The organism is Hymenobacter sp. YIM 151500-1 (assembly GCF_025979885.1).
GTDB lineage: Bacteria > Bacteroidota > Bacteroidia > Cytophagales > Hymenobacteraceae > Hymenobacter.
This window is the reverse complement of sequence record NZ_CP110139.1, coordinates 4468508-4492105: the sequence shown is the minus strand read 5'-3', so window position 1 is coordinate 4492105 and position 23598 is coordinate 4468508. Positions and strand designations below refer to the sequence as shown.

Genomic DNA, 23598 nt, shown 5'->3' with positions numbered 1-23598 from the left:
TCACCTCTCACTTCTCACTTCTCATATCTCGCCTCTAACCGCTACACCAACTCCCGCGCCATGCGGATGTAGGGGATGGTGCCGCGGTAGAAGCGGTTGCCTTCGGGCTCCAGGCCGAAGGCGCGGTAGAAGGCTTCATTCACGGCGCGGGCGTCGCACCAGATGCGCCGGACGCCTTTTTCGCGGGCAAAGGCCAGCACGTGCCGGAACAGTTGGGAGCCGATGCCCTGGCCCTGGCAGTCGGGGCGGGTGGCAAACTTGCGGAAGCGGGCCACGTTGCCGTCAATAAACAGGGAAATTACCGACACCAGCTTGGCGTTGCGGAAGGCCCCGAAGTGGTAGCCTTGCTCGTCGGAATTCAGCCGGACGTACTCAATCGACTCCTGCGGCCACAGCACTTGGTGGCGGAGCGGGTAGGTGTCGGCGGCGCTGATGGGGCGGATCAGGATGGGCGAGGTAGTAGAGGAGGTCATCGGACCGCAAAATTAAGCAACGGTGACGCTATACGAAGAAATAAACTGGCCAGATGGCCTTAGCGTGAGAATACCTTCTTTGTCGGCCAGCTCGCCGGAGCCGCTCACGGCGCTGGCAATGCCGTGCCAGGGCTCGATGCACACAAACGGCGCCCCAGAACCCTTGGTCCAGAGGCCCAGGTAGGGAAACCCATCGAAGCGCACCCGCACCGACCGGCCCGAGCGGCGGCTGCGCAGGGTAATGTGCGTGAAGTCGAAGTGCTTAAATACCAGCGCATCCTGCGCAAACAGCTCATACGTGAGCGGCAGCGCGGTTTGCTCACGCAGCACCGGCTCGGTGCGGCCCGTTAGCAGTCCGCCTTCCAGCAGGTGGCGCTCTAGGGATACAGGGTGGTCGAACTCGAACAGGTAGTCCTCGAACGTTTCGCCCGGCAGCAGGGGGCAGCGGAAAGCCGGGTGGGCGCCGATGCTGAACAGTAGCTCCTCGGCGCCAGTGTTTTGCACTTCCCAGCCGATGGTGAGCTGATGGCCGGCTAGGCGGTAGCTGATCAGCAGCCGAAACCCGAACGGAAATACGGCCCGCGTCAGCTCGTCGTCGCGCAGCTCCAGCACCAGCTCGGCAGCCGTTTGGCGCACCAACTGAAACTCCCGGTCGCGGGCAAAGCCGTGCTGACCGAGGCTGTACGTCTGGCCCTGATGCGTGTACTGGTCCTGGGGCAGGCGCCCCACGATGGGGAACAGCACCGGGGCGTGGCGGGCCCACACGGCCGGGTCGGCCGACCAGATGTACTCCAGGCCGCCATCCAGGTCTTTGCGAATGAAGCTGCTCAGCTCGGCGCCATGAGAATTCACCGCCACGCGGCATTCTTCGTTTTCTAAGGTGTAGGTCATGGGTGGATTTAGGAGAGAAAGTGATGAGGTAACAGGTGACAGGTAACAAGTGACAGAGGACAAGTAGCCCGTCATGCTGAGCTTGTCGAAGCATCTCTCCTGCTTCGTCTGCACATGATGAGAGTTACCCTCGGTAGAGATGCTTCGACAAGCTCAGCATGACCAACGTGCTACCTGTTACGTGTCACTTGTCACCTGTCACCTCACCATCCCATCACCCCTTCCACCGCTGCCACGGCCTGGGCCAGGCGCTGGGCGGGTGGGCCGCTGATTTCGGCCACGGGGCCGCCCAACTCGTGCAGGCGCTGCTGGTAGAGGCGGAAGAAGTAGTCGCGCTGGTGGGGATGTTCGCGCAGAGGGTCGGGCTCCCAGGGCACATCTACGTGCAGCAGCAGGGTCAGGTCGTAGCGGTGCTCCTGCACGTGCCGGGCAATCCAGGCGGGACACTCTCCGAAAGCGTGCTCGGCCCAGATTTGTATCACCAGCAAATCGGTATCGAAAAAGACGACCGGCCGGCCCCGGTGGCGGGCTTCCTGCTCGGCGGCGGCTTCGTGGCGGAGCTGGCCGCGGGCAATTTCCTCCAGGTCGGGCAGGGTGTAGCGGGGGCCGCGCTCCTCCAGGTACTGGCGGGCATACTCCGGGGCCCAGGCGGTGCGGTAGTGCGCGGCCAGCCGGCGGCTCAGCGTGGACTTGCCCGTGGATTCGGGGCCGGTGAGGGCTACGCGCAGCATCAGGCAGCCTGCGGATGATTGATGGTCTGCTCCTGCTGCCGGCGCAGCAGCTGGCGCCACTCGTAGTAGCCGTAGGCCGCCAGCCCCAGGTACACGGCGTACAGGCCACTGGTCAGGTACAGCTCCCGGTGCCAGTACATGCCCACGTAGGCCACATCCACGGCCAGCCACAGCAGCCAGTTTTCCAGCTTCTTGCGGGCCAGCAGCACCTGCGCCACGATGCTGACGGCCGTAGTGGTGGTGTCCCAGTACGGCAGGGCGGCATCGGTGTAAGTTTGAAACAGGAAACCGGCTCCCAGGGCGTACACCGCGCCCAAGACTCCCAGCCCCAACCACTCCCGCCGCCCGGTGCGCGACACGGGCAGCTCCGGCCGCTGAGCGCCGCCGTGCAGCCACTGGTACCAGCCGTACAGGCTCAGGCCGATGAAAACGAACTGCAAGCCCACGTCGGAATACAGGCGGGCCCGCCCGAAGATGAATACGTAAAGCCCGCAGCTGACCAAAGCCACCGGGAAGTTCCAGACGGAGTTGCGGGCCGCCAGCCACACGCAGGCTATGCCCGTCAGCACGCCGGCGGCTTCTACGGGGTCAGTGGCCCGGATGGCCGTCCAGAGGTCAGGAAACGTCATGAAGTAAACACAGGCCGTTGAAGCCGCGCCGAAGGTAGCAAGCCCCGGTTATTTTTGCGGCTTCTTCTAGCTTCATCCGCCTCAGCCCATGCTCCCCGAACTCACCCCCGAAGAACTGCACGCCCGCTTGCAGCGCGGCGACGACCTTCAGCTCATTGACGTGCGCCAGCCCGAGGAGTTTGACTACTGCCGCATCGAGGGTAGCCAGCTGATTCCGTTGGGCGATTTGCCCGGCCGCGCCGAGGAAATCGACCCCGACCGGCCCGCGGTGCTCATCTGCCACCACGGGGTGCGCTCCATGCAGGCCCTAGGGTATTTGCAGCACCGGCTAGGGCTGGAGAACCTGCTGAACCTTCGCGGCGGCATCCACGCCTGGAGCCTGCGCGTGGATCCGTCGGTGGCGGTGTATTAGATTTTTTTCTCGCAGAGGTGCGCCGAGGGATGCGCAGAGGGTAGCAGAGAAACGACCTCCTTTTACCTCTGCGCATCCCTCGGCGCACCTCTGCGAGAAACTCAACTCCACAAGAAATGCTCCTTCCCAACCTCCCCATCCAGGAAGCCCTGCCGCAGCTGCTGGCTACGCTGGTAACCCACAGCACCGCCGTGCTGGAGGCCCCGCCCGGCGCCGGCAAAACCACGGTGGTGCCGCTGGCCCTGCTCGAAGCGCCCTGGCGGCAGGACGGCCGCATCCTGGTGCTGGAGCCGCGGCGGCTGGCGGCAAGGGCGGCGGCTACCCGCATGGCCCAGCTGCTCGGCGAGCCGGTGGGCCAGACCGTCGGGTACCGGATGCGCCTGGAAAGCAAGGTGTCGGCCAAGACGCGAATTGAGGTGGTGACCGAGGTGATTCTGACCCGGCAGCTTCAGGACGACCCGGCCCTGGAAGGCGTGGCGGCGGTGCTGTTCGACGAGTTTCACGAGCGGAGCCTGCAAGCCGACCTCGGCCTGGCCCTGGCCCTGGACGCGCAAAACGTGCTGCGGCCCGATTTGCGCCTGCTCGTCATGTCGGCTACGCTGGACGCCGACCGGCTGGGCGCTTGGCTAGGGGCGCCGGTGGTGCGCAGCCAGGGCCGTATGTTTCCGGTGGAGACGCACTACCTCAGCCCCCAACGGGCCGCCGCGGCTTCGCGCCGGCCCCACGAAAAGCTCCAGGACCTCACGCCCGTCATCATCCGCGAAGCCCTGGCCCAGCACCCCGCCGGCGACGTGCTGGTGTTTCTGCCCGGCCTGGCCGACCAGCGCCGCGTGGCCGAGCGGTTGTCTACCTTGCCCGATACCATCGACGTACACGTGCTGCACGGGGAGCTGCCCGCCGAGCAGCAGGATGCGGCCCTGCGCCCGGCCCCGACCGGCCGCCGCAAGGTGGTGCTGGCTACCAGCATTGCCGAAACCAGTCTTACCATTGAAGGGGTGCGCATGGTGGTGGATGGGGGCTACGCGCGGGTGCCGCGGTTCGAGCCGCGCACCGGCCTCACTACCCTGGGCACCGAGCCCGTAAGCCAGGCCGCCGCCGACCAGCGCCGGGGCCGGGCCGGCCGCCTGGGGCCGGGCGTCTGCTACCGCCTCTGGACCGAAGCCGAGCACCACGACCTGCCCGCTCACTTGGCCCCCGAAATTCTTACCGCCGACCTCAGCCCGCTGGCCCTGGAGCTGGCTTTGTGGGGCACCCAGGACGCCAATTCTTTGCGCTGGCTCGATGCCCCGCCCGCCCCCGCCCTGGCTCAGGCCCGCGACCTGCTGGTACGCCTCGAGGCCCTTACGCCCACTGGCCAGCCCACCGCCCACGGCCGCGCCCTGGCCGGCTTGGGCCTGGCTCCGCGCCTGGCGCACCTGGTGGTGCGGGGCCGCGAAATCGGGCAGGGCGCTACGGCCTGCGCCCTGGCGGCCCTGCTCACGGAGCGCGACATTCTGCGCCCCGCCGACGGCTCCTTCGGTCCGCCCGACCTGCGCCTGCGCCTCGAAGCCCTGGCCTCGGGCCGTGCCCCGCTGCCCGGCCTCGTGCCCGATGCGGCCGGGGTGCGGCGGGTGCGCGAAGCCGCCGCCGTGCTGCGCAGTCGGGCCGGCGTGGCGGGCGGCACCCTCGAGCCCGACGTGGCCGGCCTGCTGGCGGCCCTGGCCTACCCCGACCGCCTGGCCCAGCGCGAAACGCCCGAGCGGGTGCGCCTGGTGAGTGGGCAGCGGGCCACGCTGCCGGCCGAGTTTTTCAGCCAACAGGACATGTTTTTCGCCGTGGCGGCACTCGACGGCCTAGCCGCCCAGCCCCGTGCCGGCCTGGCCGCGCCCCTGAGCCGGGCAGAGCTGGAAGAGCATTTTGCCGGGCAAATCGAGGGCCGCGACGAGGTGCGTTGGGACGAAGCCGCCGGCCGCGTCACGGCCCGGCGCCTGCGCCGCCTGGGTGCCCTGTTGCTGGCCGACACGGCCCTCCCCTCCCCCGACGCCGACGCCGTAACGGCCGCCTTGCTCGACGCCATCCGGGCGGCAGGCATCGGGCGGCTGCCCTGGAGCGAGGCCGCCACGCAGCTGCGGCAGCGGCTGGCGTTTCTGCACTACACTTTTCCTGAAGCTGACACTTGGCCCGACGTGTCGGATGAGGCCTTGCTGGCGGCGCTGCCGGAGTGGCTGGCGCCGCACCTGGGCGGCGTCCGGTCGTGGACGGAACTGGGGCGGGTGGACCTGGGCGAGGCGCTGCTGGGGCTGCTGCCCGGCGGCTGGGCCCAGCGTCAGGAGCTGGACCGACTAGCACCTTCCCACCTCGAAGTGCCCACCGGCTCCCGCATCCGCCTCGACTACCAGGACCCGGCCGCGCCCGTGCTGGCCGTGCGCCTGCAAGAGGTGTTCGGCCTGCTCGATACGCCCACCGTGGCCGGCGGCCGGGTGCCGCTCACCCTGCACCTGTTGTCGCCGGGCTACCGGCCGGCCCAGGTCACGCGCGACCTGCGTAGCTTCTGGACCAGCAGCTACTTCGCCGTGCGCAAAGACCTGCGCGGCCGCTACCCCAAGCACCACTGGCCCGAAAACCCTTTGGAAGCCCAGCCCATCCGCGGCACGAAGAAGCAAAATGGGCTTTGAATGTGGGGAATGTGGCGGAATGTGAGAAATGTGAAAAATGAATGAAAATAGACCGTCATGCTGAGCTTGCCGAAGCATCTCTCCCGCTTTGTTGCGGATGGTTGCTTCGTCCTCACGATTAAGATTAGCCAACGGTAGAGATGCTTCTACTTCGCCTTCGGCTGCGCTCAGCATGACGGTCTGTTCTTCTCTTCACTCATTCACTCATCTACTCAGTCACTCATTTAGATTAGTGGGCGTGTAGTGGCGGTGCAGCCAGCGGCTGAGGCCGCCGAGGCCGGGAAACAGTACCCGTTCGGTGATATTGGCCTGATCGAGCTTGTCGCGCACCTCCCACTTCAGGCCGGCCGGCAGGACGATGCGGAAGAACAGCTCGGGGTGGGCTTGCAGCCAGGAATGCAGATGAGCCTGGGCCGTATTCATCAAGGAAAACAGGGCATACTGATGCACGATGCGGGCATCCAGGGAAGGCGGCTCCAGAAACAGCAGAAACGCTTGGTCTTGCAGGTCTTCCAGGTCGCGCAGGGTGGGGCACAGCGGCTCCAGCAGCTCCGGGGTAAACACGTTGGAGCCCTCCCGGCGCAGGGCGTCGCGCAGGCGCGGCGGCAACGATTCGGCGGCTTTTACATAGTCAATGGCCCAGATAACGCCGTCCTGGTCGTAGGCGTCGAGGTCGTCGGTGGCGAAGTGCAGGGCCACGTAGGGCGAGTAGGTCCAGTCGAGCAGGCGGGTGGGCAGGCCGTGGTGCTGGGCCAGGGCCAGCCAGTTCCACACCGACGTGCCCGGCTGCGAAAAGTCGCGGCCGTACTTGCGGAAGTTGCGCAGCAGGTGGTTTTCCAGGGTGTGGTACTCGCCGCCCAGGCGCTGGAGGCTGGTGGTCAGCGACCAGTCTTTGGAGCGCAGGCCCCGGTACACAAACGGCGAGCGAAACCGCCCAATATGCGCGTCCCACGTGTCGCGAAACAAGGCTTCCTGAAGCTCAGCCCAGGAAGAAATTACGAGGTCGTTGGTAGGAAGAGGCACGGAAGCGGGGATTAGGGGCAGCCTACAGAGCTGGCGGTCAAGACACGAGGCGTTTTCGGCCAAAAGTTATGGCAAATAGCAGGCGTCTCCCAACCAGACAGGAGTATGACTTTAAGCAAACTTTTTTCGAGTTTTGTACAGCAGGTCTGCTCTTATACAACTAGCAAGCGCAATCTTTGGCTTATCGCCGCTCATTCACTTTCCTCTGCTTCTACTATGCAAAAGACGCTTACCGTACTGGCACTAGGCTGCCTGGCCGCCACTTCCGCATCTGCCCAGGAAGCCTCCAAATGGCAGTTCTACTTTGAGGCCGGCCCCAAAATCAGCCAGTTTCGCACCCAGGCCTCCAGCAGTTCCTACAGCCCGCAGGGTAATCCCTCTCTTTTTTCGGCCGACGAACGGAAAGTGAAGGTGCGCGACACATTTTCGGGTTACCTACAGGTGAAGACCTTTACGCCCTTGTCGGAACGCGTGCTGCTCTCGGGCACGGCAGGGCTAGACATGCAGCATCTGAATTACAGAACTGGCTACACCCAACGAGTGATTAACAGCACCATTACGGCCTACGATAATGAGCACATCAGCCGCCTGCTGACTCGCGCCCGCGTCGACTGGGGCCTGTATTACCGGGTTAAGCTAGGGCAATCGGGCCAGTTGATGCCCGGCGTAGCGGTAGGCCAAATGATTAATCTTAGCCGCGACGGGTACAGCTATACCTATTTGCAGCCGGGCATTTACTTCACCACCGACCGGCTGCTGCTTTCCGTTACTGCTTCCGACACGCCTTACAACGTGCTTATTCCGGGGGCGTCGCGCTTCGAGGGCCTGCTGAACGGCCCTTACACCTACGAGGCGGAGTACCGCATCCGGGAGCTTCAGCTGGGCATCGGGGCCCGGTTCTAGCTGGCTCGTTTGCGTCCGGCATACGCATAAAAGAGCCCCGCAGCTGCGCGCTGCGGGGCTCTTTTTATGGGTTTTGGACAGGCTACTCGCCGGCCGGAAAGTCGGCCGAGTCGCCCAGGTCGGCCGCGCGGGCCAGCTCGTCGAGCAGGGCGGTGAACTTCTCACGGGCGCCTTTCACGGCGGCTTTGCCCAGGGGCAGGTGCAGGGGCGGATTTTCCTGGCGCACCACGTCAAACATGATGCGGGCGGCGCGCTGCGGGTCGCCGGGCTGCTTGCCGCTGTAGCCCTGAATGCCGCGCAGGTTTTCGCCCACGGTAGCGCGGTAGTCCTCAATCTGCGTGTCGACGTAGCTGGCCGAGCGCCCGGCCCAGTCGGTACGGAAGCCGCTGGGCTCGATGTTGGTGACCTTGATGCCCAGCGGCCCTACCTGCTGGGCCAAACTCTCGCCGATGGCTTCGAGGGCAAACTTGCTGGCGTTGTAGATGCCCACGCCCGGAAACGTTTTGAGCCCGCCAATGCTGGTAATGTTGAGCACGTGCCCGCTGCGGCGCTGGCGCAGGTGGGGCAGCACGGCCCGCAGCACGTGCAGGGGCCCAAATACATTCACGTCGAACTGGCGCTGCACCTCGGCGGCCGGCACCTCCTCGATGCTGCCCAGGGAGCCGTAGCCCGCGTTGTTCACGATAACGTCGAGGTGGCCCAGGGCTTCAATGGCCTGCTGCACAGCCCGCTGTACCTGCTGCTCATCGGTCACGTCGCAGACCACACCCACGCCCTGGCCGTTGGCTTGCTGCGTGAATTCGTCGGCTTGGTGTTGCTGGCGGAAAGTGGCGGCCACTTTGTCGCCGTGCTCCAGGCAGTAGGCGGCCAGCTCCTTGCCAAAGCCGGTGCTGACGCCCGTAATAAACCAGTGTTTGGGGGTGGAAGTCGCCATAGAAATCAGAAGATGAAAGAATCTATCCACAAAGGTGGATAGCTCTGTCTAACTCCAAAAACCAGCCGGGTGTTTTCCATCGGCCGGCAACTTCTCGGCGGAATTATCTTTTTGTGGCTTTTGCTTGCCCATCAGCAGAGTAAGGCTGGAAACCCGATTATTCGCCGTACTTTTGCCCGGCAATAAGAACCACCTAACCTTCTTGTTGCCATGGCCGACCACGCTGCCAAAATTGCCTTTGAGGCGCTTACCTACGACGACGTTCTGCTGGTGCCGGGGTACTCCGAAACCCTGCCCCGCGACGCCGACCCCAGCTCTCAGCTTACCCGCAACATCCGGCTACAGCTCCCCTTCGTGTCGGCGGCCATGGACACCGTGACCGAGGCCGAAATGGCCATTGCCATGGCCCAGGAAGGCGGCATCGGCATCATCCACAAGAACATGAGCATCCGGGCCCAGGCCGCTCTGGTACGGCGCGTCAAACGCTCGGAAAGCGGCATGATCCTCGACCCGTTTACGTTGGAAGAAACCGCCACCCTGCAAGACGCCAAGAAGCTGATGCGGGACAATAAGATTGGCGGCATTCCGATTGTGGACGGCCAGCGCCGCCTCAAAGGCATCCTCACCAACCGCGACCTGCGCTTCGAGAAGGACCTGACCCGCCCGGTGGCCGAGGTGATGACCCGCGACCAGCTTGTGACGGCCCAGGCGGGCACCGAGCTGGCCCACGCCGAGGACATTTTGCAGGAATCGAAGGTGGAGAAGCTGCCGGTGGTGGACCCGGACGGCCGGCTGGTGGGGCTGATTACCTACAAAGACATCCGGAAGCGCCGCCGCACCCCCAATGCCTGCAAAGACGAGTTTGGCCGCCTGCGCGTGGGCGCGGCCGTGGGCGTCACCCCCGACCTGCTCGACCGGATTGCGGCCCTGGTGGAGGCTGGCGTGGATGTGGTGAGCGTGGACACCGCCCACGGTCACAGCAAAGGCGTGCTCGACGCCGTGCGCAGCATCAAGCAGCAGTTTCCGAAGCTGGAAGTTATTGCCGGCAACGTGGCCACCGCCGAAGGGGCCCGCGCCCTGGCCGACGCCGGCGCCGACGCCGTGAAGGTGGGCGTGGGGCCGGGCTGCTTTGCAGCTGGCACGCGCGTGCTCATGGCCAATGGTACCTACCAGAATATTGAGCTGGTACAGCCCGGCGACCGGGTTATCAACATGCACGGGCAGCCTGTAACGGTGCTGAAAGCTTGGTGCACCGGTGTGCGGGACGTAATGGCCGTGCGCCACGTCCACAGCCTGGAAGAGACGATTGTCACACCCGACCACCAGTTCTGGGTGGGCGACCTGAGCACGGTCAATGCCGAGGCGGTGGCCTCCAAAGGCTACGCCGCTATTCTGCAAAAGCCGACCCGCTTTGGCGAAAGCAAGCTGCGCTGGAAGGAAGTAGCCGAAGCCGGCAGGGACACCTTTTTGCTGCCCCGCCAAATAGCTTTTGAGTGGCCTGAGCACTTCACCGACCAACTGGCCAACTACGCCGTGCGGCCCCGACAATTGACACGTTACCAGCCCATTGTCACCGACTCCTACGAGACAGGCTACCTGTTCGGCACCTTTCTCGGCGACGGCCATGCTTTCCTAAATACCAATGGCAAAAGCGAAATCGGTCACGTGTCGTGGTACTTTGCGGCGCACGAAACCGTCATTGTGCAAAAGCTGCAGCGGTGTTTAGAGCAGGTGGTAGGCTTCGCGGGCAGTGAAGTACTGACCAAAAAAGGCAACCTCATCAACGTGCACCTGTATTCCCTGCCCTGGACGCGCCTGCTGGCCCGCTTTGGCAAGCGTGAAGAAAAGCACCTGCCCACCGAATACCTGTGCGGTAACCCCGAGTATCTGCGAGGCCTGCGCGACGGTTTGCTCGACAGCGACGGCTACGTGGGAGCCGATGGCCGCCAGTGCTTCCATAACACGGCTAAACCACTGGTCGAGCTGTTTGCCCTGCTCACGTACCTGCTGGAAGGCAGCTTCCCCAACTTGCACAGCGAGGCCGGCAGCATGGGGGGCCTGCAAGGCACTTCCGACGAAAACTGCCGCGTCAGCTACCGGGCCCGCCTCAACGTCACGCACGCCAAGCGCCACACGGAGGAGTATACGGTGGTGAAAGTGCTGGGCCAGCGCCGCCTGCACACGGCCATTCCGGTCTACGACATCGAAGTAGACTGCCCCACACACAGCTTTATTGCCGACAACGCCATCGTGCATAACTCTATCTGCACCACCCGCATCATTGCCGGTATCGGGGTGCCCCAGCTGTCGGCGGTGCTGGAGGCGGCCCGCGGCCTCGAAGGCACCGGCGTCCCGCTTATCGCCGACGGCGGCATCAAGTTTTCGGGCGACGTGGTGAAGGCCCTGGCTGCCGGTGCGGCCAGCGTGATGGTGGGCTCCCTGCTGGCTGGCACCGAGGAAGCGCCCGGCGAAATGCTCATCTACGAAGGCCGCAAGTTTAAAACCTACCGCGGCATGGGCTCGGTAGAAGCCATGGAAGAAGGCTCCAAGGACCGCTACTTCCAGGATGCCGAGGACGACGTGAAGAAGCTGGTGCCCGAGGGCATCGTGGGCCGCGTGCCCTACAAAGGCCTGGCGGCCGAAGTGCTCTACCAGCTGGCCGGCGGCCTGCGGGCCGGCATGGGCTACTGCGGCGCCGCCACCATCGAGGCCCTGCAAACGGCCCGCTTCGTGCGCATCACCGGCGCCGGCCTGCGCGAGTCGCACCCCCACGATGTGCAGATTACCCGCGAAGCCCCCAACTACAGCAGCCGCTAATCCGCTGTAGATTTCCTGCACTTTCTAAAGCCGCCAGCAGAAACTGGCGGCTTTTTTGCGGCGGCGCTTCAGCACGGTTCGCGGTGCTCTGGCCTTTTCGGCTGCACCGCGTATCTTGCCCGTTCGTTTGCCGGCTAGTGTAGCGCCTGGCGTATGGCTTGTACTTAACCTGCCTTCATGTTTTCTGCCCGGAAGCTGAACTCCCTTCTGCTGCCTTTCACTTTTCTCAGTTGGGCAGGGCTCCTAGCTTGCACGCTCCTCTACGCGCACCCCGCCTGGGCTGCCCAGCTGGGCACCCCGCCCGAATGGCTGTTGCTGCTGGCCCAGGCCGTATTTACCGCCGCTGTTTTCATGCACGAGCGGACCCGGCCGGAGCGCCTGCGTGGCCTCAACTTCATTGGGATGCTGCGCCAGCTCGTAACCGGGCCTGCCCTGCTGGCTACGGCGTGCGTAGGGCTGCATTTGCTGGAGCAGTTTATCCAGCCCGAGCTGCCGGCCGCTGGCTCCGTATGGTTTACGGTCCTGTATACCATCAACGTCGGCTTGTTTGTGCTGCTGGTGGCCCGCACCAACTACGTGTGGCGCTCCTTGGTGCTGTTCCGGTCGTCGGGGCGGCTGCGGCAGCAGTGGGTGTGGTTTGAGGTGCTGTTGGCCGCCACGCTGCTGCTGCGCCTCGTGCCCTGGCCGCTGCCGCCCAACCTGCTGGCGGCCTTTATTGGGGCCCTGGCCGTGTTTGGGGCTTACCTGAGCAGCCATCAGAAATGGGTGGCCTACCTGAGCCGGCGCCAGAAGGTGCAGGCCGTGCTGCTGCAGCTGGCCGTGCTGCTGGCCATGGGCCTGTTTGTGGTGTATTTTCTGCACACCCGGCACAGCCCGCAGCTGGTGGCCCCGGTCACCCAGCACGCCTTTCTGGTACTGAATGCCTTCTTCGCCATCTTCTACGCCGCTATGGGGCTGCTGGTCACCACCTTCAACCTGCCCACGGCGGGCGTGTTTGAGCAGAAGCGCGAAGAGCTACTGACCTTGCAGCGCCTTTCGCAGCTTATTCAGCGGGGCCAAAGCGCCGAGGAGGTGTACCGTACTTTCTTCGACTCGTCTATTCAGGCCGTGGGGGCCGATGCCGCCTGGCTGGCAATAGACGGCAGCCCCGACGACGAGCCCCTGAACCACTATCACCGCGTCGAGCCGGAGCAGGCCGCCGCCATCCGGAGCCTGCTGAGCGACTACAACCTGGGGCAGATAGAATACTTCAACAACAACCTCGACGGCAGCAGCGGCTTCCGCGAGCTGGCCCTGCCCTTCGGCTCCCTGATTGTGATGCCCCTGCGCTCTGCCAAGCGCCACTACGGGGCCCTGCACCTGCTCAAGGAGCACCCCCAGGGCTTCGACCGCGAAAACCTGAGCATTCTGCAAACCTTCGCCAGCCAGACCGTGCTCAGCATCGAAAACCTCCAGCTCGTGCGCGACTCCATCCAGAACGAGCGGGTGAAAGAGGAGCTGAAAATTGCTTCCTCGGTGCAGGACAGCCTGATTCCCAAAAACCTGCCTATCGACAACTGGTTTGAAATCAGTTCCCACGCTCTGGCGGCCCGCGAGGTGGGCGGCGACTTCTACGACTTCCTGCACCTGCCGGGCCGCCGCCTGGCCATTCTCATCGGCGACGTGTCGGGCAAGGGCGTGACGGCGGCCTTCCACATGGCCCAGATGAAGGGGATTTTTCATGCGCTGATGCAGGAAAACCCCCTGGCCCGCGACGAGCGGGAGAAATTCCCGGTGCCCAGCCGCTTCATGGCCATGGCCAATAAGGCCCTGGTACACTGCCTGGAGCGGTCCTCCTTTATCACGGCCTCACTCTACATCATTGACTATGAGCACGGTGGCTTTGTATTCGCCCGCGCCGGCCACTGCCACACGCTCTACTATCACTCCATCAAGGAAGAAGTATCCTACTTCCGTACGGCCGGGCTGGGCCTGGGCATTATCCGCAACGATACCTACGAGAAACACATCAAGAACCAATTTTACGACTACAACCCCGGCGACGTGATGGTGATTTACACCGACGGCATCGTGGAAGCCCGCGGCGCCGGCCAGGAGGAGTACGGCGAGGAGCGCCTGCAGCAGATGCTGGAGCGCACGTATTACCTGGACGCCGACCAAATCAAGCAGCACATTCTGGACGACCTCTACGAGTTCAGCCGCGGCCAGCCCATGCACGACGACCAAACCCTGCTGGTAATAAAGTTTAAAGCTGCTCAACCCGACAATAGCCTTTAACGTAGCACGGAGGTATGAAAATAACCCAACACTCCACCGAAAATTCATTGACTCTAAGCCTGGATGGCGAACTGGACGCCAGCTCGTCGGTGGTGCTGGATACGGAGTTAAACAAGCCCGACATCCTGCGCTACCAGAAAGTGCTCATCGACTGCCGCCAGCTGAACTACATTTCTTCGGCCGGCCTGGGCGTTTTTATTTCGCATTTGCAGCGGTTTCAGGATGCCAACGTGCGCCTGGTATTCTTCAACATGCAGGAAAAAGTGCACAACGTATTCGAGATTCTGGGGCTGGACTCGCTGATGACTATTGTGCCGTCGGAAGCGGAGGCCACCGCTATTTAACCATGCTGCAAGAAGACAGGAGGCAATGAAACACGCAATCCGAATCAGCTGCACCCGCCACAACCTGAAAGTGGTGCGCGATTTTGTGAGCGGCTTCCTGCTGAGTCATAACCTGTCGGAAGTACAAGTAAACCAGATTGTACTGGCCGTGGACGAGGTGGTAGCCAACCTCATCATCCACGGCAACGGCGAGAATGAATCGCAGTATCTCGACTTACGCGTCGAAATCAACAACCGGGAGTTCGGTATCGAAATCGAAGATACCAACCTGACCAGCTACTCGCCCACCAGCTACCGGGAGCCCGATTTGCAGGAGTATGTACGCATCGGCAAAAAGGGCGGCGTGGGCATGATGCTGGTCAACCGCATCATGGACCGGGTAGAATTCACCACCAGCGGTACCCACAATGTGTGCCGCTTATATAAGAAAATTGACTAGGCCAGCGTTGAGCTGCCGCCGAAAAAGCACGCCGCTTGCGGGGTGCTTTTTTTGTGTCGGAGCCGCGGCCGGGTCAGCCGGCCGGTGGCCGAAAAAATCTGTAAAATTGCAACCATGTGTCTGCCCCAGCTTGTTGACAGGCACTCTTTGTTATTCCTTTCTCCCCCGTATGCACAAACGCATTCTGCTAGCCGGCACCGCCGCGGCCGCACTTCTGGCCGGGTGCCAGTCCACCAAACCCACCACGGCCGCCCGGCCCGCCACCGTCGAAACGCTGGGCACCACGGAAGTACCTGCCACGGAATTTGCCTACGTATACCGCAAAAACAACAGCTCGGCCCCGGAGTACGGCACCCGCCCCAGCGTGCAGGAGTACCTCGACCTCTACACCAACTTCAAGCTCAAGGTGCTGGAAGCCGAGCAGCGCGGCCTCGACACCACCCAGGCCTTTAAGCGGGAGCTGGACGGCTACCGCCAGCAGCTGGCCCAGCCCTACCTCACCGAGAAAAGCGTAACCGACAAGCTGGTGCGCGAGGCCTATGACCGAATGAGCAAGGAAATCAACGCCTCGCACATTCTGGTACGCCTTGCCCCCGACGCCGAACCCAAGGACACGCTGGCCGCCTACCAGAAAATCCAGGCCCTGCGCCAGCGCGTGACGGGCGGCGAAGACTTCGGCAAAGTGGCCCGCGAAGCTTCCGAAGACCCCTCGGCCCGCGAGAATGCCGGCCGCCTGGGCTACTTCACGGCCATGCAAATGGTGTATCCGTTCGAGTCGGTGGCCTACGTTACGCCGGCCGGGCAGGTGTCGCAGCCGGTGCGCACGCGCTTCGGCTACCACATTATTAAGGTGAACGACGTGCGCCCGGCCCAGGGCGAAATCAAGGTGGCCCACCTCATGATCCGGGCCACGCCCGGTATGCCCGCCGCCGACTCAGTCACGGTGAAGAAGAAAGTAGATGAGCTGTACAACCGCCTCGCCCAGCGCAAGGAAGGCTGGGAAAAGCTGGTGGCCCAGTTTTCGGAAGACGCCGGCTCGGCGGCCAACGGCGGCGAGCTGCCGCCCTTCGGCACGGGCCGCATGATTCCAAGCTTCGAGGAAGCCGCCTTCAAGCTGCAAAAGCCCGGTGACTTGTCCCGGCCCGTGCAGACGCCCTACGGCTGGCACATCATCCGGCTGATTGAGAAGCAGACGGTGCCCACGTTTGAAGCCATGGAGCCCACGCTGAAAAGCAAAGTCGCCAAGGACTCCCGCTCCGAGCTGAACCGCACGGCCTTCCTCAAGCGCGTGCGCCAGGAGAATAATTTCACTGAAAATCAGGCTGCCAAAGACTATGTGCTGGCCCAGGCCAACGCCGATTTGGTGAACGGCCAGTTCAAGTACACTGCGCCAGCCGCGGCCCCGGCCAAGCCCACTAAAGCCAAGAAAGGCGCCTCCGACCCAAACACGCTGTTTACCATCGGCGGCAAGCCCTACAGCACGGCCGACTTCCTGACCTACGTGCAGCAGAACCAGCGCCCGCGCCCCGGCGCCGACCCGCGCTTCACCATGCAGCAGCTCTACGACCAGTACGTGGACCAGAGCCTGACCGACTACGAGAAGGCCAACCTGGAAACCAAGTACGAGGACTACCGCATGCTGGTGAAAGAGTACCGCGACGGTATCCTGCTGTTCCAGCTCATGGATGAGAAGGTGTGGAGCAAGGCCATCGAGGACAGCGTGGGCTTGCAAAAGTTCTTTCAGGCCAACCAGGCCAAGTACCAGTGGGCGCCGCGGGTGCAGGCCACCGTCATCAGCGCCGCTTCGCCGGAGCTGCTGGCCCAAGCCCAGCAGCAGCTGAAAGCAGGCCGCTTCCAAGTGAAAACCGGCCTGCCGGCGCCCGTAGCATTCCGCGCCGGCTCGGCCGACCTGCCGGCCGGTACGCCTGCCCTGGATGAAGTAGCTGCCCGCCTCGCCGCCGACGAAACCCTGAACCTGACGGCCGTGGGCCGGGTGAAGAAGGGCGAAACGCCCGCCCTGGCTCGCCGACGCGCCGACCGGGTAGTGGCCTACCTGCGCGGCAAAGGCATTGCCGCCGACCGGCTGCGCGCCACGGCCGAGGCGCGCCCCGGCGCGGCGGGTCAGGTGAGCTTCGAGCTGACTACCACCAACCCGGCTGCCCTGGAAGCCCTGCTGAACACGCAAAACCCGCTGGCCGTGCAGATTCAGCAGCGCAGCTTCCAGCAGGGCGACAGCAAAGCCGTGGACGAGTTCATGACCAGCGCCCCCGGCACCTATACCACCCAGAAAGACGGCCGCTTCTACGCCGTCATTGTGGAGAAGCAGCTGCCGGCCGGCCCCAAAACCCTGGCCGAAGCCCGCGGCCAGGCCACTTCCGACTACCAGAACTACCTGGAGCAGGAGTGGATCAAGCAGCTGCGCGAGAAGTATCCAGTGAAAATCAACCAGCCCGAAGTGGATAAGCTGGTAACCAAGTAGAGCCCTTCAGCAACGCCCCGGCCCGCCGCCGGGGCGTTTTGCTGAGGCGCCGTGCAACGCTACAGGCCAGTAGCGGCTCTGGATGATGTAGCGCGGGTTGCACGGATTACTCTGATTTTGCGGATTTTGACAACCTATTCAGTCAGATACTGAACCGTTACCAAAATCAGCGAAATCCTAAAATCCGTGTAATCCGCGATTCAGGCAAAATGACCTTTTCAGCCCCGTCCGGTGTTGGTTTTGCCGGAGAAAGGATTTAGTGTGAAATTTACGGGCGGCTTGGGGCGTTTTGCCTGCCGTCTGGCCTCTTGGACTTCAACTTGCCGGGAGGCGTTACAGAACCCATTCCATGATTCACTTTTTGCAAACGTCGGTGCGGGGCGTGCTGCTGGGCGCGGTCCTGCTGGCCGCCTCGGCTACGGCTAGCTTCGCGCAGCTCGGCATCGGCCGGCCGGTGGGCCGCCAGGTCGTTGACGGCATCATTGCCAAGGTCGACAACCAGATTGTGCTGCGCTCCGACCTGGAAAACATCTACGCCCAGGAAGTGGCCCGCGCCGAAGGCAAGCCCCTGCCCCCGGACGTGAAATGCCGCATTCTGCAAAGCCTGGCCCTGAACAAGCTGCTGCTGGCCAAAGCCGAAACCGACTCGGTGGTGGTAGAAGATGCCCAGGTGAAGGGGGAGCTGGACCGCCGCATGGCCTACTTCGTGCAGCAGATTGGCTCGGAGAAAAAGCTCGAAGAGTACTACAACAAGCCCATTAAGCAGCTTAAGGAAGAATTACGCATCCAGGTGAAGGAGCAGCTGATTCAGCAGAAGATGCAGGAGCAGATTGCCGGCAAGGTGAGCGTGACTCCGCGCGAAGTGCGTCAGTTCTTCAACCGCATCCCCAAGGACAGCCTGCCTTACTACTCCACCGAGGTGGAAGTGGGCCAGATTATCAAGCTGGCCAAGACCAACTCCAAGGCCAAGCAGGAAGCCCAAACCAAGCTCAACGACCTGCGGGCCCGCATCCAAGCCGGTGAAGATTTCGCGACTCTGGCCAAGCAGTTTTCGGAAGATCCCGGCTCGGCGGCTGAGGGCGGCTACCTGGGCTTCTTCAAGCGCCGGGAGCTGGTGCCCGAGTACGAAGCCGCGGCCCTGCGCCTGGAGCCCGGCGGCTTGTCGCCGGTAGTGGAGTCGCAGTTCGGTTTCCACCTGATCCAGCTGATTGAGCGGAAAGGCGACTCGTTCAGCACCCGCCACATCCTCATCAAGCCCGCCACCGGTGCCGCCGACGCCAGCGAGGCCGCCCAGGAGCTGGCCAAGCTGCGCCGCCGCATCTTGGCCGACAGCATTACGTTTGCCAAGGCAGCCAAGGATTTCTCGGACGACAAAAGCACCAGTGGCAACGGCGGCCTGATGCAGAACCGCCAGGACGGCGGCACCTACCTGCCCCTGGACAAGCTGGACCCGGCCATCTTCTTCACCATCGACACGATGAAGGTGGGCAGCATCACGCCGCCTCTCCCCTACCGCACCGATGATGGCAAGGAAGCCGTGCGGATTCTGTGGCTGAAGTCGAACACCCCGCCCCACCAGGCCAACCTGAACGACGACTACCAGAAAATTGCCGCTGCCGCCCTCAACGAAAAGAAAAACAAAGCACTGGACGCCTGGTTTGCCCAGAACCGCGGCACCGTCTACCTCGAAGTAGACCCCGAGTACTCCGGCTGCCAGCTGCTCAATTCCTCTTTGTAGACCTGAGACTGTGAGACATGAGAAGTGAGACAATGTTTTGGCGCTGCTAACGCTAGCAGAACAACGTCTCACTTCTCATGTCTCATAGTCTCAGGTCTCACCCCTCACCTCCACAGATAGATATGCCATTCGCCTCCGATAAAGAAGCCGCCGACGCGCTGGCTCAGTCGTATAAGAAGCTGCGCCAGGAAATCGGGAAAGTCATTATCGGGCAGGAAGATGTGGTGGAGCGGGTGCTGACGGCCGTTTTCTCCCAGGGGCACTGCCTGCTGGTGGGCGTGCCGGGCCTGGCCAAAACCCTGCTCATCCAGACCATAGCCGACTCCCTGGACCTGTCGTTCAACCGGGTGCAGTTCACACCCGACCTCATGCCCTCCGACATCGTGGGCTCGGAGACGCTGAACCAGCAGCGGGAATTCCACTTCGTGCCGGGGCCCATCTTCGCCAACATCGTACTGGCCGACGAAATCAACCGCACCCCGCCCAAAACCCAGGCTGCCTTGCTGGAAAGCATGCAGGAGTACGCCGTGACGGTGGCCGGCCGGCGCTACGCTTTACAGCGGCCGTTTTTCGTGCTGGCCACTCAGAATCCCATCGAGCAGGAAGGCACCTACCCGCTGCCCGAAGCCCAGCTCGACCGGTTTATGTTCAACATCGAGTTGGGCTACCCCAGCTACGAGGCCGAGCTGCAAATCGTCAAGAACACCACCTCCGACCACAAGCCGACGGTAAATAAAGTGCTGCACGCCCAGGAAATCGAGGACTTTCAGCACTTGGTGCGCCGCGTGCCCGTGGCCGACAACGTGGTGGAGTACGCCGTGAGCCTGGTGCACAAAACCCGCCCCAACACCGACCGGGCCGCTGCCCGCTCCACTCAACTACTAGAATGGGGCGCTGGCCCGCGTGCTTCGCAGCACCTCATCGTAGGGGCCAAGTGCCACGCCCTGCTCCACGGCAAGTACTCCCCCGACATCGAAGACGTGCGCGCCGTGGCCCTGCCCATCCTGCGTCACCGCCTCGTCCGCAACTTCAAAGCCGAAGCCGAAGGCATTACGGTCGAGCAAATTGTGAAAGAGTTGTTATAGTGGTCTTAGGGGCTTGGGGGCTTAGGGTCTTAGATGCTGTTCTGACATGTTTCGTATTTCATCCAGAACAGCCATTTGAGCAGCCAAGCCGCCAACTCCCAACAGAAAAACCAAGACCCTAAGCCCCCAAGACCCTAAGTCCCTAACACAAATGGAAGCCTCCGGTTACTACCAGCAGTTTGAGCGTAACGTTGAAATTATTCTGGATGCCTTGCAGGCCGGGCTCGACGTGCGGGCTACGGCCCTGCCCACTTCCTTGCCGCTGGAGGTGTACGTGCTGTGCGAGGTGCTGAACCAGGCCGGCGCCCAGTACCGCCTCACCACCGAGGGCCTGGAGCGCCTGCGTGAGTTTCACCAGCAGTACATGCAGCACGAGTCGGAGACGGAAAGTCTGATGCGTCGCATTCTAGACGACAAAAAGTCCATGATGCGTACCCCGGAAGGCCGCGTGCTAACTAAGGAGATGCTGATTCGGCGCCTGGAGTTCTTCAACGAAACCGCCCGCCTCGTCAACGTCATGCGCATTCAGCAGGCCCTGGGCAGTCCGCCCCAAACCCGCTCCGGCATCGGGGCGGCACTCCAGAAAGGATAATTACAGATTGGGCTGATTGCACAGATTTTCCGGTTGTACTCACAACAAAAAAGGCTTGCTATCCGGCAAGCCTTTTTTGTTGCAACTGATTTTATCTTTTACTACGGATGAGTAGTAAGCATTACAGAGTTGCAGTTTACTAATCTGTGCAATCAGCCTAAAATCCGTATAATCTGTGATTTAGGCTTCTTTGCGGACTTTGGTGTTGCCGTCCATAGCATGTTGCAGGTCTAGCTCACCGACGGGCTCCTTTTTAAGGCTGCTGGGCACCTCGGCGCCGTGCGGGCCTTTGGAGTTCGTGACGCCACCATCCACGAAGTACAGCGCACCCGTCACGTAGCTGGCTTCGTCGGAGGCCAGGAACAGGTACACGTTGGCTACTTCTTCGGGGGTGCCGCGGCGGCCCATGGGCGTGCCTTCCACGGCCTGTTTCTCCATTTTGCTGCTCATGGGGCCGGTTTCCTTGTGGGTCCAGGCCGTGTCGATGGGGCCGGGGCAGACACAGTTGCAGCGCACGCCTTCCTTAGCCTGCTCCACGGCCAGGCCTTTCATAAAGGCGTGGATGAAGCCTTTGGTGCCTCCGTACGGCGTGTTTTCGGCAATGCCCATCCAGCCGGCTTCCGAGCCCGCCGACACAATATTGCCGCGGGTTTTCTGGAGGTGGGGCAGGGCGGCCCGGCTCATCATGAAGGCCGAGTAGATGTTGTTTTTTACCATGTACTCGAAAGCATCCACGGGATACTTGTCGAGCGTAGACGTGGCCGGGAACACGCCGGCGTTGTTGATGAGAATATCAAGCTTGCCAAACTCCTGCACGGCGGCTTTCACGCAGGCTTCGGCCACCTCCTGGTGCGAAATGTCGCCGAGGTAGCCAATGGCGCGGCCGCCTTCGGCCAGAATCTCATCTACTACCTCGCGCACCGGGTCATCGTCGAGGCCGACGACGACTACGGCGGCGCCTTCGCGGGCAAACTTTTTGCTGATGGCTTCGCCGATGCCAGAGCCGCCGCCCGTTACAATAGCAACTTTGTTTTCCAATCTTCTCATGATAACAACCTGGTTTAAGTGAAAAGTAAAGGGGAGTACATGCGGCTGTAGGTGTTAGCCAGGGCTACGCTAGCTGCAAACAGCCGTTTTTCTGAACGATAAGCCGGCACGCAGGTTTCTACCGTACAGCTGTAGTAGCCCAGGCCACCGCGCGCAGGGCCGGCTGGTTGCCTTCTTCCCTGTTCTCGCCCAAAATCATGTACGCCGCTGTGCCGCCTTCTGCTGCGCTGGCGGGCGAGCCGCTGCACTCCCAGCGGCTCGTTCTGCGCCCCTACCTGCCCACCGACCAAGCCGATTTCTTCGCCCTGCTCGACGCCAGCCGCGCCCGGCTGCGCCCATCGTTTCCGGCCCGCGAGGCCGCCGTGCAAACCCCACTTGATGCGGCGCGGGTGCTGGCCACCTTCCACCACGACTGGCAGGCCGGCCACTTGTACGTGCTGGGCATCTGGCTGCGCGCCACCGGCCAGTACCTCGGCGACATCAGCCTCAAGCCCAACTGGGCCGGCCCCATCACCGTCGAAATTGGGTATTACCTGGCCCCCGAAGCCGAGGGCCACGGCTACGCCCGCGAGGCCCTGCGCGCGGTGCTGCCCTTTGGCTTCGGGACGCTGGGCGCCACCCGGCTGCTGGTGCGCTGCCGCACCAACAACCCCCGCAGCTGCGCCGTAGCCGAGGCCGTCGGCTTCACCCTGCTCCCGCCCCGCCCGCGCCCCTGGCCCCTGCGCAAGCTCAACCCCGCAGAATCAGAGATTCTGTACTACTCGCTGAGGCTGACTGATGCAGGCGACGCAAGCCTCAACTCACCATCCTAAGCTGGCTACAAGCCGTGGCGTTGGTGAGCACCGCCCGGAAACCTGCGCTGCAACCTATTCCACACCCCGGCGCACGGTGGTTAGCAGGAAGCTTGGGTTGAAATTGAAATAAAGCGCGAAGGAGAAGTCGAACAGGCCGTGGTTGAGGTCGTAGAGCGGCTCGAAGCGGGTGGTAAGGAGGAGGTTGCCGGGCAGGCGGTAGTCGCGCAGCACGCGCAGAATGAGCAGCTGCCGGTTTTTCTCCACGTAGTCGGGGTTGTTGACGGTGCTGGAAACCGAGCGGTACAACCGGCCCCCAATCGGCGAGGTAAAGCCGTTGCCCCGCCAATACGCCACTTGCAGGTTCGAGAGCGGCGTGTCGGCGCCGGCATTCAGGTAGAGGCCGGTGCCATCGGCGAAGGGCAGTTGCCGGGTAAAGGAATAGTCGTTGAAGTAGGTGAGGTAGCCGTCGAAGTGCACGGCCCGCACCCAGCGCGCGGCCGTGGGCTTGCGCACCCGCAGGCCACTAGCCACGTTGAACAAGGTTTGCAGCGGCGTGTCGATGGTGTCGAGCTGCCCGCCGCGGTGCGTGGCCGTAAACTGCACCGGCACGCGTAGCCACCAGCCCGTCGAGTCGCCCAGCACGGTAGCTTCAGCCGCCAGGCCGCCAGCCACTTCCTCCTGAAAGTTGCTGAACCGGTACTGCTGCCGCTGCCAGTCCACCCACGCATCGAGGCTGAGCCGGGGCTTTTGCAGCTGGTACTGCAGGCCTTCTTCGAGGCGGTTGGTAATAACCCGCTCGAAATCGAACAGCGGCTCGATGTAGCCGTGGTGCAAGTGCCCCTGGATGTTGCCGAATAAGATGCGGTGCGAACCGTGCTGGTACTTCACCGTGAGCAGCGGCCGCACCTGCCGCAGCCGCGGCGTGCCGTAGTCTTTCCAGAGAAACACGCCCGCCTCCACCCGCAAGCTGGCGCTGGGAAAGTACACCAGGCGCGGCGCCAGCTGCGTCCCGAAGTAAGTCCGGCCTTCGTCAATCTTGTTGAAATACTCGTTGTCCTTGTTGAAGAGAAATGCTTCCACATCGAGGCGCAGCTGCCGCTCGTAGGCGGGGCCCACGGGCATGGGACGCAGAAACGCCCGGTTGTCCAATTGGGCCAGCCCTTGTTGCGCCGTAAGCAGCAGAGCCCCAACGGCTAATACCTTTAGCAAATATTTTCTCATATATTTCTTCGCTCGGCCGGCACGAAACCGGGTACTCCTGTGTTAGAAAAAGCCGCCAGAAACCAGCCTCCACGGCCTTTTTAGAAGGCCCTGCTCAGAGTTGCACGGCAGCAAG

Annotated in this window: 19 protein-coding genes and 2 pseudogenes; 13 read left to right on the top strand and 8 right to left on the bottom strand. The window is 62.8% G+C overall.

The annotated features are described in order from the left end of the window. Positions 1 to 41 precede the first annotated feature (41 nt). From OIS53_RS18695 to pnuC, 4 genes are all read right to left on the bottom strand, one after another. Positions 42 to 473 (bottom strand): GNAT family N-acetyltransferase, encoded by a 432-nt coding sequence (locus OIS53_RS18695; RefSeq protein ID WP_264680093.1) that lies wholly within the window; start codon positions 471 to 473, stop codon positions 42 to 44. A 12-nt stretch (positions 474 to 485) separates the two neighbouring features. Beyond that, positions 486 to 1364 carry an aldose 1-epimerase family protein gene (locus OIS53_RS18690; protein WP_264680092.1) on the bottom strand — a complete coding sequence of 293 codons (879 nt, stop codon included), beginning with the start codon at positions 1362 to 1364 and terminating at the stop codon, positions 486 to 488. 203 nt (positions 1365 to 1567) lie between these two features. Further along, a complete protein-coding gene (locus tag OIS53_RS18685; RefSeq protein ID WP_264680091.1) occupies positions 1568 to 2095 on the bottom strand; it encodes an ATP-binding protein in 528 nt (175 codons plus the stop codon). After that, a complete protein-coding gene (gene pnuC, locus OIS53_RS18680) occupies positions 2095 to 2724 on the bottom strand; it encodes a nicotinamide riboside transporter PnuC (protein ID WP_264680089.1) in 630 nt (209 codons plus the stop codon). Before pnuC ends, OIS53_RS18685 begins: the two co-directional genes overlap by 1 nt. 88 nt (positions 2725 to 2812) lie before the next feature. On the opposite strand from pnuC, the gene OIS53_RS18675 reads away from it, so the two are divergent. After that, entirely contained in the window at positions 2813 to 3136 is a 324-nt protein-coding gene (locus tag OIS53_RS18675) for a rhodanese-like domain-containing protein (protein ID WP_264680088.1), read from the top strand. Between the two features lie 116 nt (positions 3137 to 3252). After that, the gene (gene hrpB / locus OIS53_RS18670) at positions 3253 to 5790 is read left to right on the top strand and encodes an ATP-dependent helicase HrpB (protein ID WP_264680087.1); all 2538 of its coding nucleotides are present in this window, start codon (positions 3253 to 3255) and stop codon (positions 5788 to 5790) included. Between the two features lie 216 nt (positions 5791 to 6006). Here the strand turns inward: hrpB and OIS53_RS18665 are convergent, their stop codons facing one another. Further along, positions 6007 to 6813, bottom strand: a complete 807-nt coding sequence (locus OIS53_RS18665; protein ID WP_264680086.1) for an FRG domain-containing protein — start codon at positions 6811 to 6813, stop codon at positions 6007 to 6009. 216 nt (positions 6814 to 7029) lie between these two features. Between OIS53_RS18665 and OIS53_RS18660 the strand changes: the two genes are divergently transcribed. Continuing rightward, positions 7030 to 7716: a hypothetical protein gene (locus OIS53_RS18660; RefSeq protein WP_264680085.1), complete on the top strand. Its 687-nt coding sequence runs from the start codon at positions 7030 to 7032 to the stop codon at positions 7714 to 7716. Positions 7717 to 7798: 82 nt separating this feature from the next. Here OIS53_RS18660 and OIS53_RS18655 read toward each other — a convergent pair whose 3' ends face one another. After that, positions 7799 to 8650, bottom strand: a complete 852-nt coding sequence (locus OIS53_RS18655; RefSeq protein WP_264680084.1) for an oxidoreductase — start codon at positions 8648 to 8650, stop codon at positions 7799 to 7801. A 210-nt stretch (positions 8651 to 8860) separates the two neighbouring features. On the opposite strand from OIS53_RS18655, the pseudogene guaB reads away from it, so the two are divergent. The 9 genes and pseudogenes from guaB to OIS53_RS18610 all read left to right on the top strand — a co-directional run. Next, positions 8861 to 9928: pseudogene (gene guaB / locus OIS53_RS18650) on the top strand (IMP dehydrogenase); the annotation flags it as partial. A gap of 981 nt (positions 9929 to 10909) precedes the next feature. Then, positions 10910 to 11467, top strand: a pseudogene (locus tag OIS53_RS18645) (IMP dehydrogenase); the annotation flags it as partial. Between the two features lie 177 nt (positions 11468 to 11644). After that, positions 11645 to 13744 carry a PP2C family protein-serine/threonine phosphatase gene (locus OIS53_RS18640; RefSeq protein ID WP_264680083.1) on the top strand — a complete coding sequence of 700 codons (2100 nt, stop codon included), beginning with the start codon at positions 11645 to 11647 and terminating at the stop codon, positions 13742 to 13744. A gap of 14 nt (positions 13745 to 13758) precedes the next feature. Further along, a complete protein-coding gene (locus OIS53_RS18635; RefSeq protein ID WP_264680082.1) occupies positions 13759 to 14088 on the top strand; it encodes an STAS domain-containing protein in 330 nt (109 codons plus the stop codon). A gap of 25 nt (positions 14089 to 14113) precedes the next feature. Then, positions 14114 to 14527 carry an ATP-binding protein gene (locus OIS53_RS18630; RefSeq protein ID WP_264680081.1) on the top strand — a complete coding sequence of 138 codons (414 nt, stop codon included), beginning with the start codon at positions 14114 to 14116 and terminating at the stop codon, positions 14525 to 14527. 169 nt (positions 14528 to 14696) lie between these two features. Beyond that, positions 14697 to 17006 (top strand): peptidylprolyl isomerase, encoded by a 2310-nt coding sequence (locus OIS53_RS18625; protein WP_264680080.1) that lies wholly within the window; start codon positions 14697 to 14699, stop codon positions 17004 to 17006. A 349-nt stretch (positions 17007 to 17355) separates the two neighbouring features. Next, on the top strand, positions 17356 to 18744 hold the full coding sequence (locus OIS53_RS18620; protein ID WP_264680079.1) for a peptidylprolyl isomerase: 1389 nt from the start codon (positions 17356 to 17358) through the stop codon (positions 18742 to 18744). Positions 18745 to 18866: 122 nt separating this feature from the next. After that, positions 18867 to 19829, top strand: coding sequence for an AAA family ATPase (locus OIS53_RS18615; protein ID WP_264680078.1), 963 nt, complete (start codon positions 18867 to 18869; stop codon positions 19827 to 19829). 151 nt (positions 19830 to 19980) lie between these two features. Beyond that, the gene (locus tag OIS53_RS18610; RefSeq protein WP_264680077.1) at positions 19981 to 20421 is read left to right on the top strand and encodes a hypothetical protein; all 441 of its coding nucleotides are present in this window, start codon (positions 19981 to 19983) and stop codon (positions 20419 to 20421) included. A gap of 180 nt (positions 20422 to 20601) precedes the next feature. Here the strand turns inward: OIS53_RS18610 and OIS53_RS18605 are convergent, their stop codons facing one another. After that, positions 20602 to 21468, bottom strand: a complete 867-nt coding sequence (locus OIS53_RS18605) for an SDR family NAD(P)-dependent oxidoreductase (RefSeq protein WP_264680076.1) — start codon at positions 21466 to 21468, stop codon at positions 20602 to 20604. Between the two features lie 167 nt (positions 21469 to 21635). Here OIS53_RS18605 and OIS53_RS18600 point away from each other — a divergent pair, with 167 nt between their 5' ends. After that, positions 21636 to 22280 (top strand): GNAT family N-acetyltransferase, encoded by a 645-nt coding sequence (locus tag OIS53_RS18600; RefSeq protein ID WP_264680075.1) that lies wholly within the window; start codon positions 21636 to 21638, stop codon positions 22278 to 22280. Positions 22281 to 22334: 54 nt separating this feature from the next. On the opposite strand, the gene OIS53_RS18595 is transcribed toward OIS53_RS18600, so the two are convergent. After that, a complete protein-coding gene (locus OIS53_RS18595) occupies positions 22335 to 23471 on the bottom strand; it encodes a hypothetical protein (RefSeq protein ID WP_264680074.1) in 1137 nt (378 codons plus the stop codon). Between the last annotated feature and the right edge of the window lie 127 nt (positions 23472 to 23598).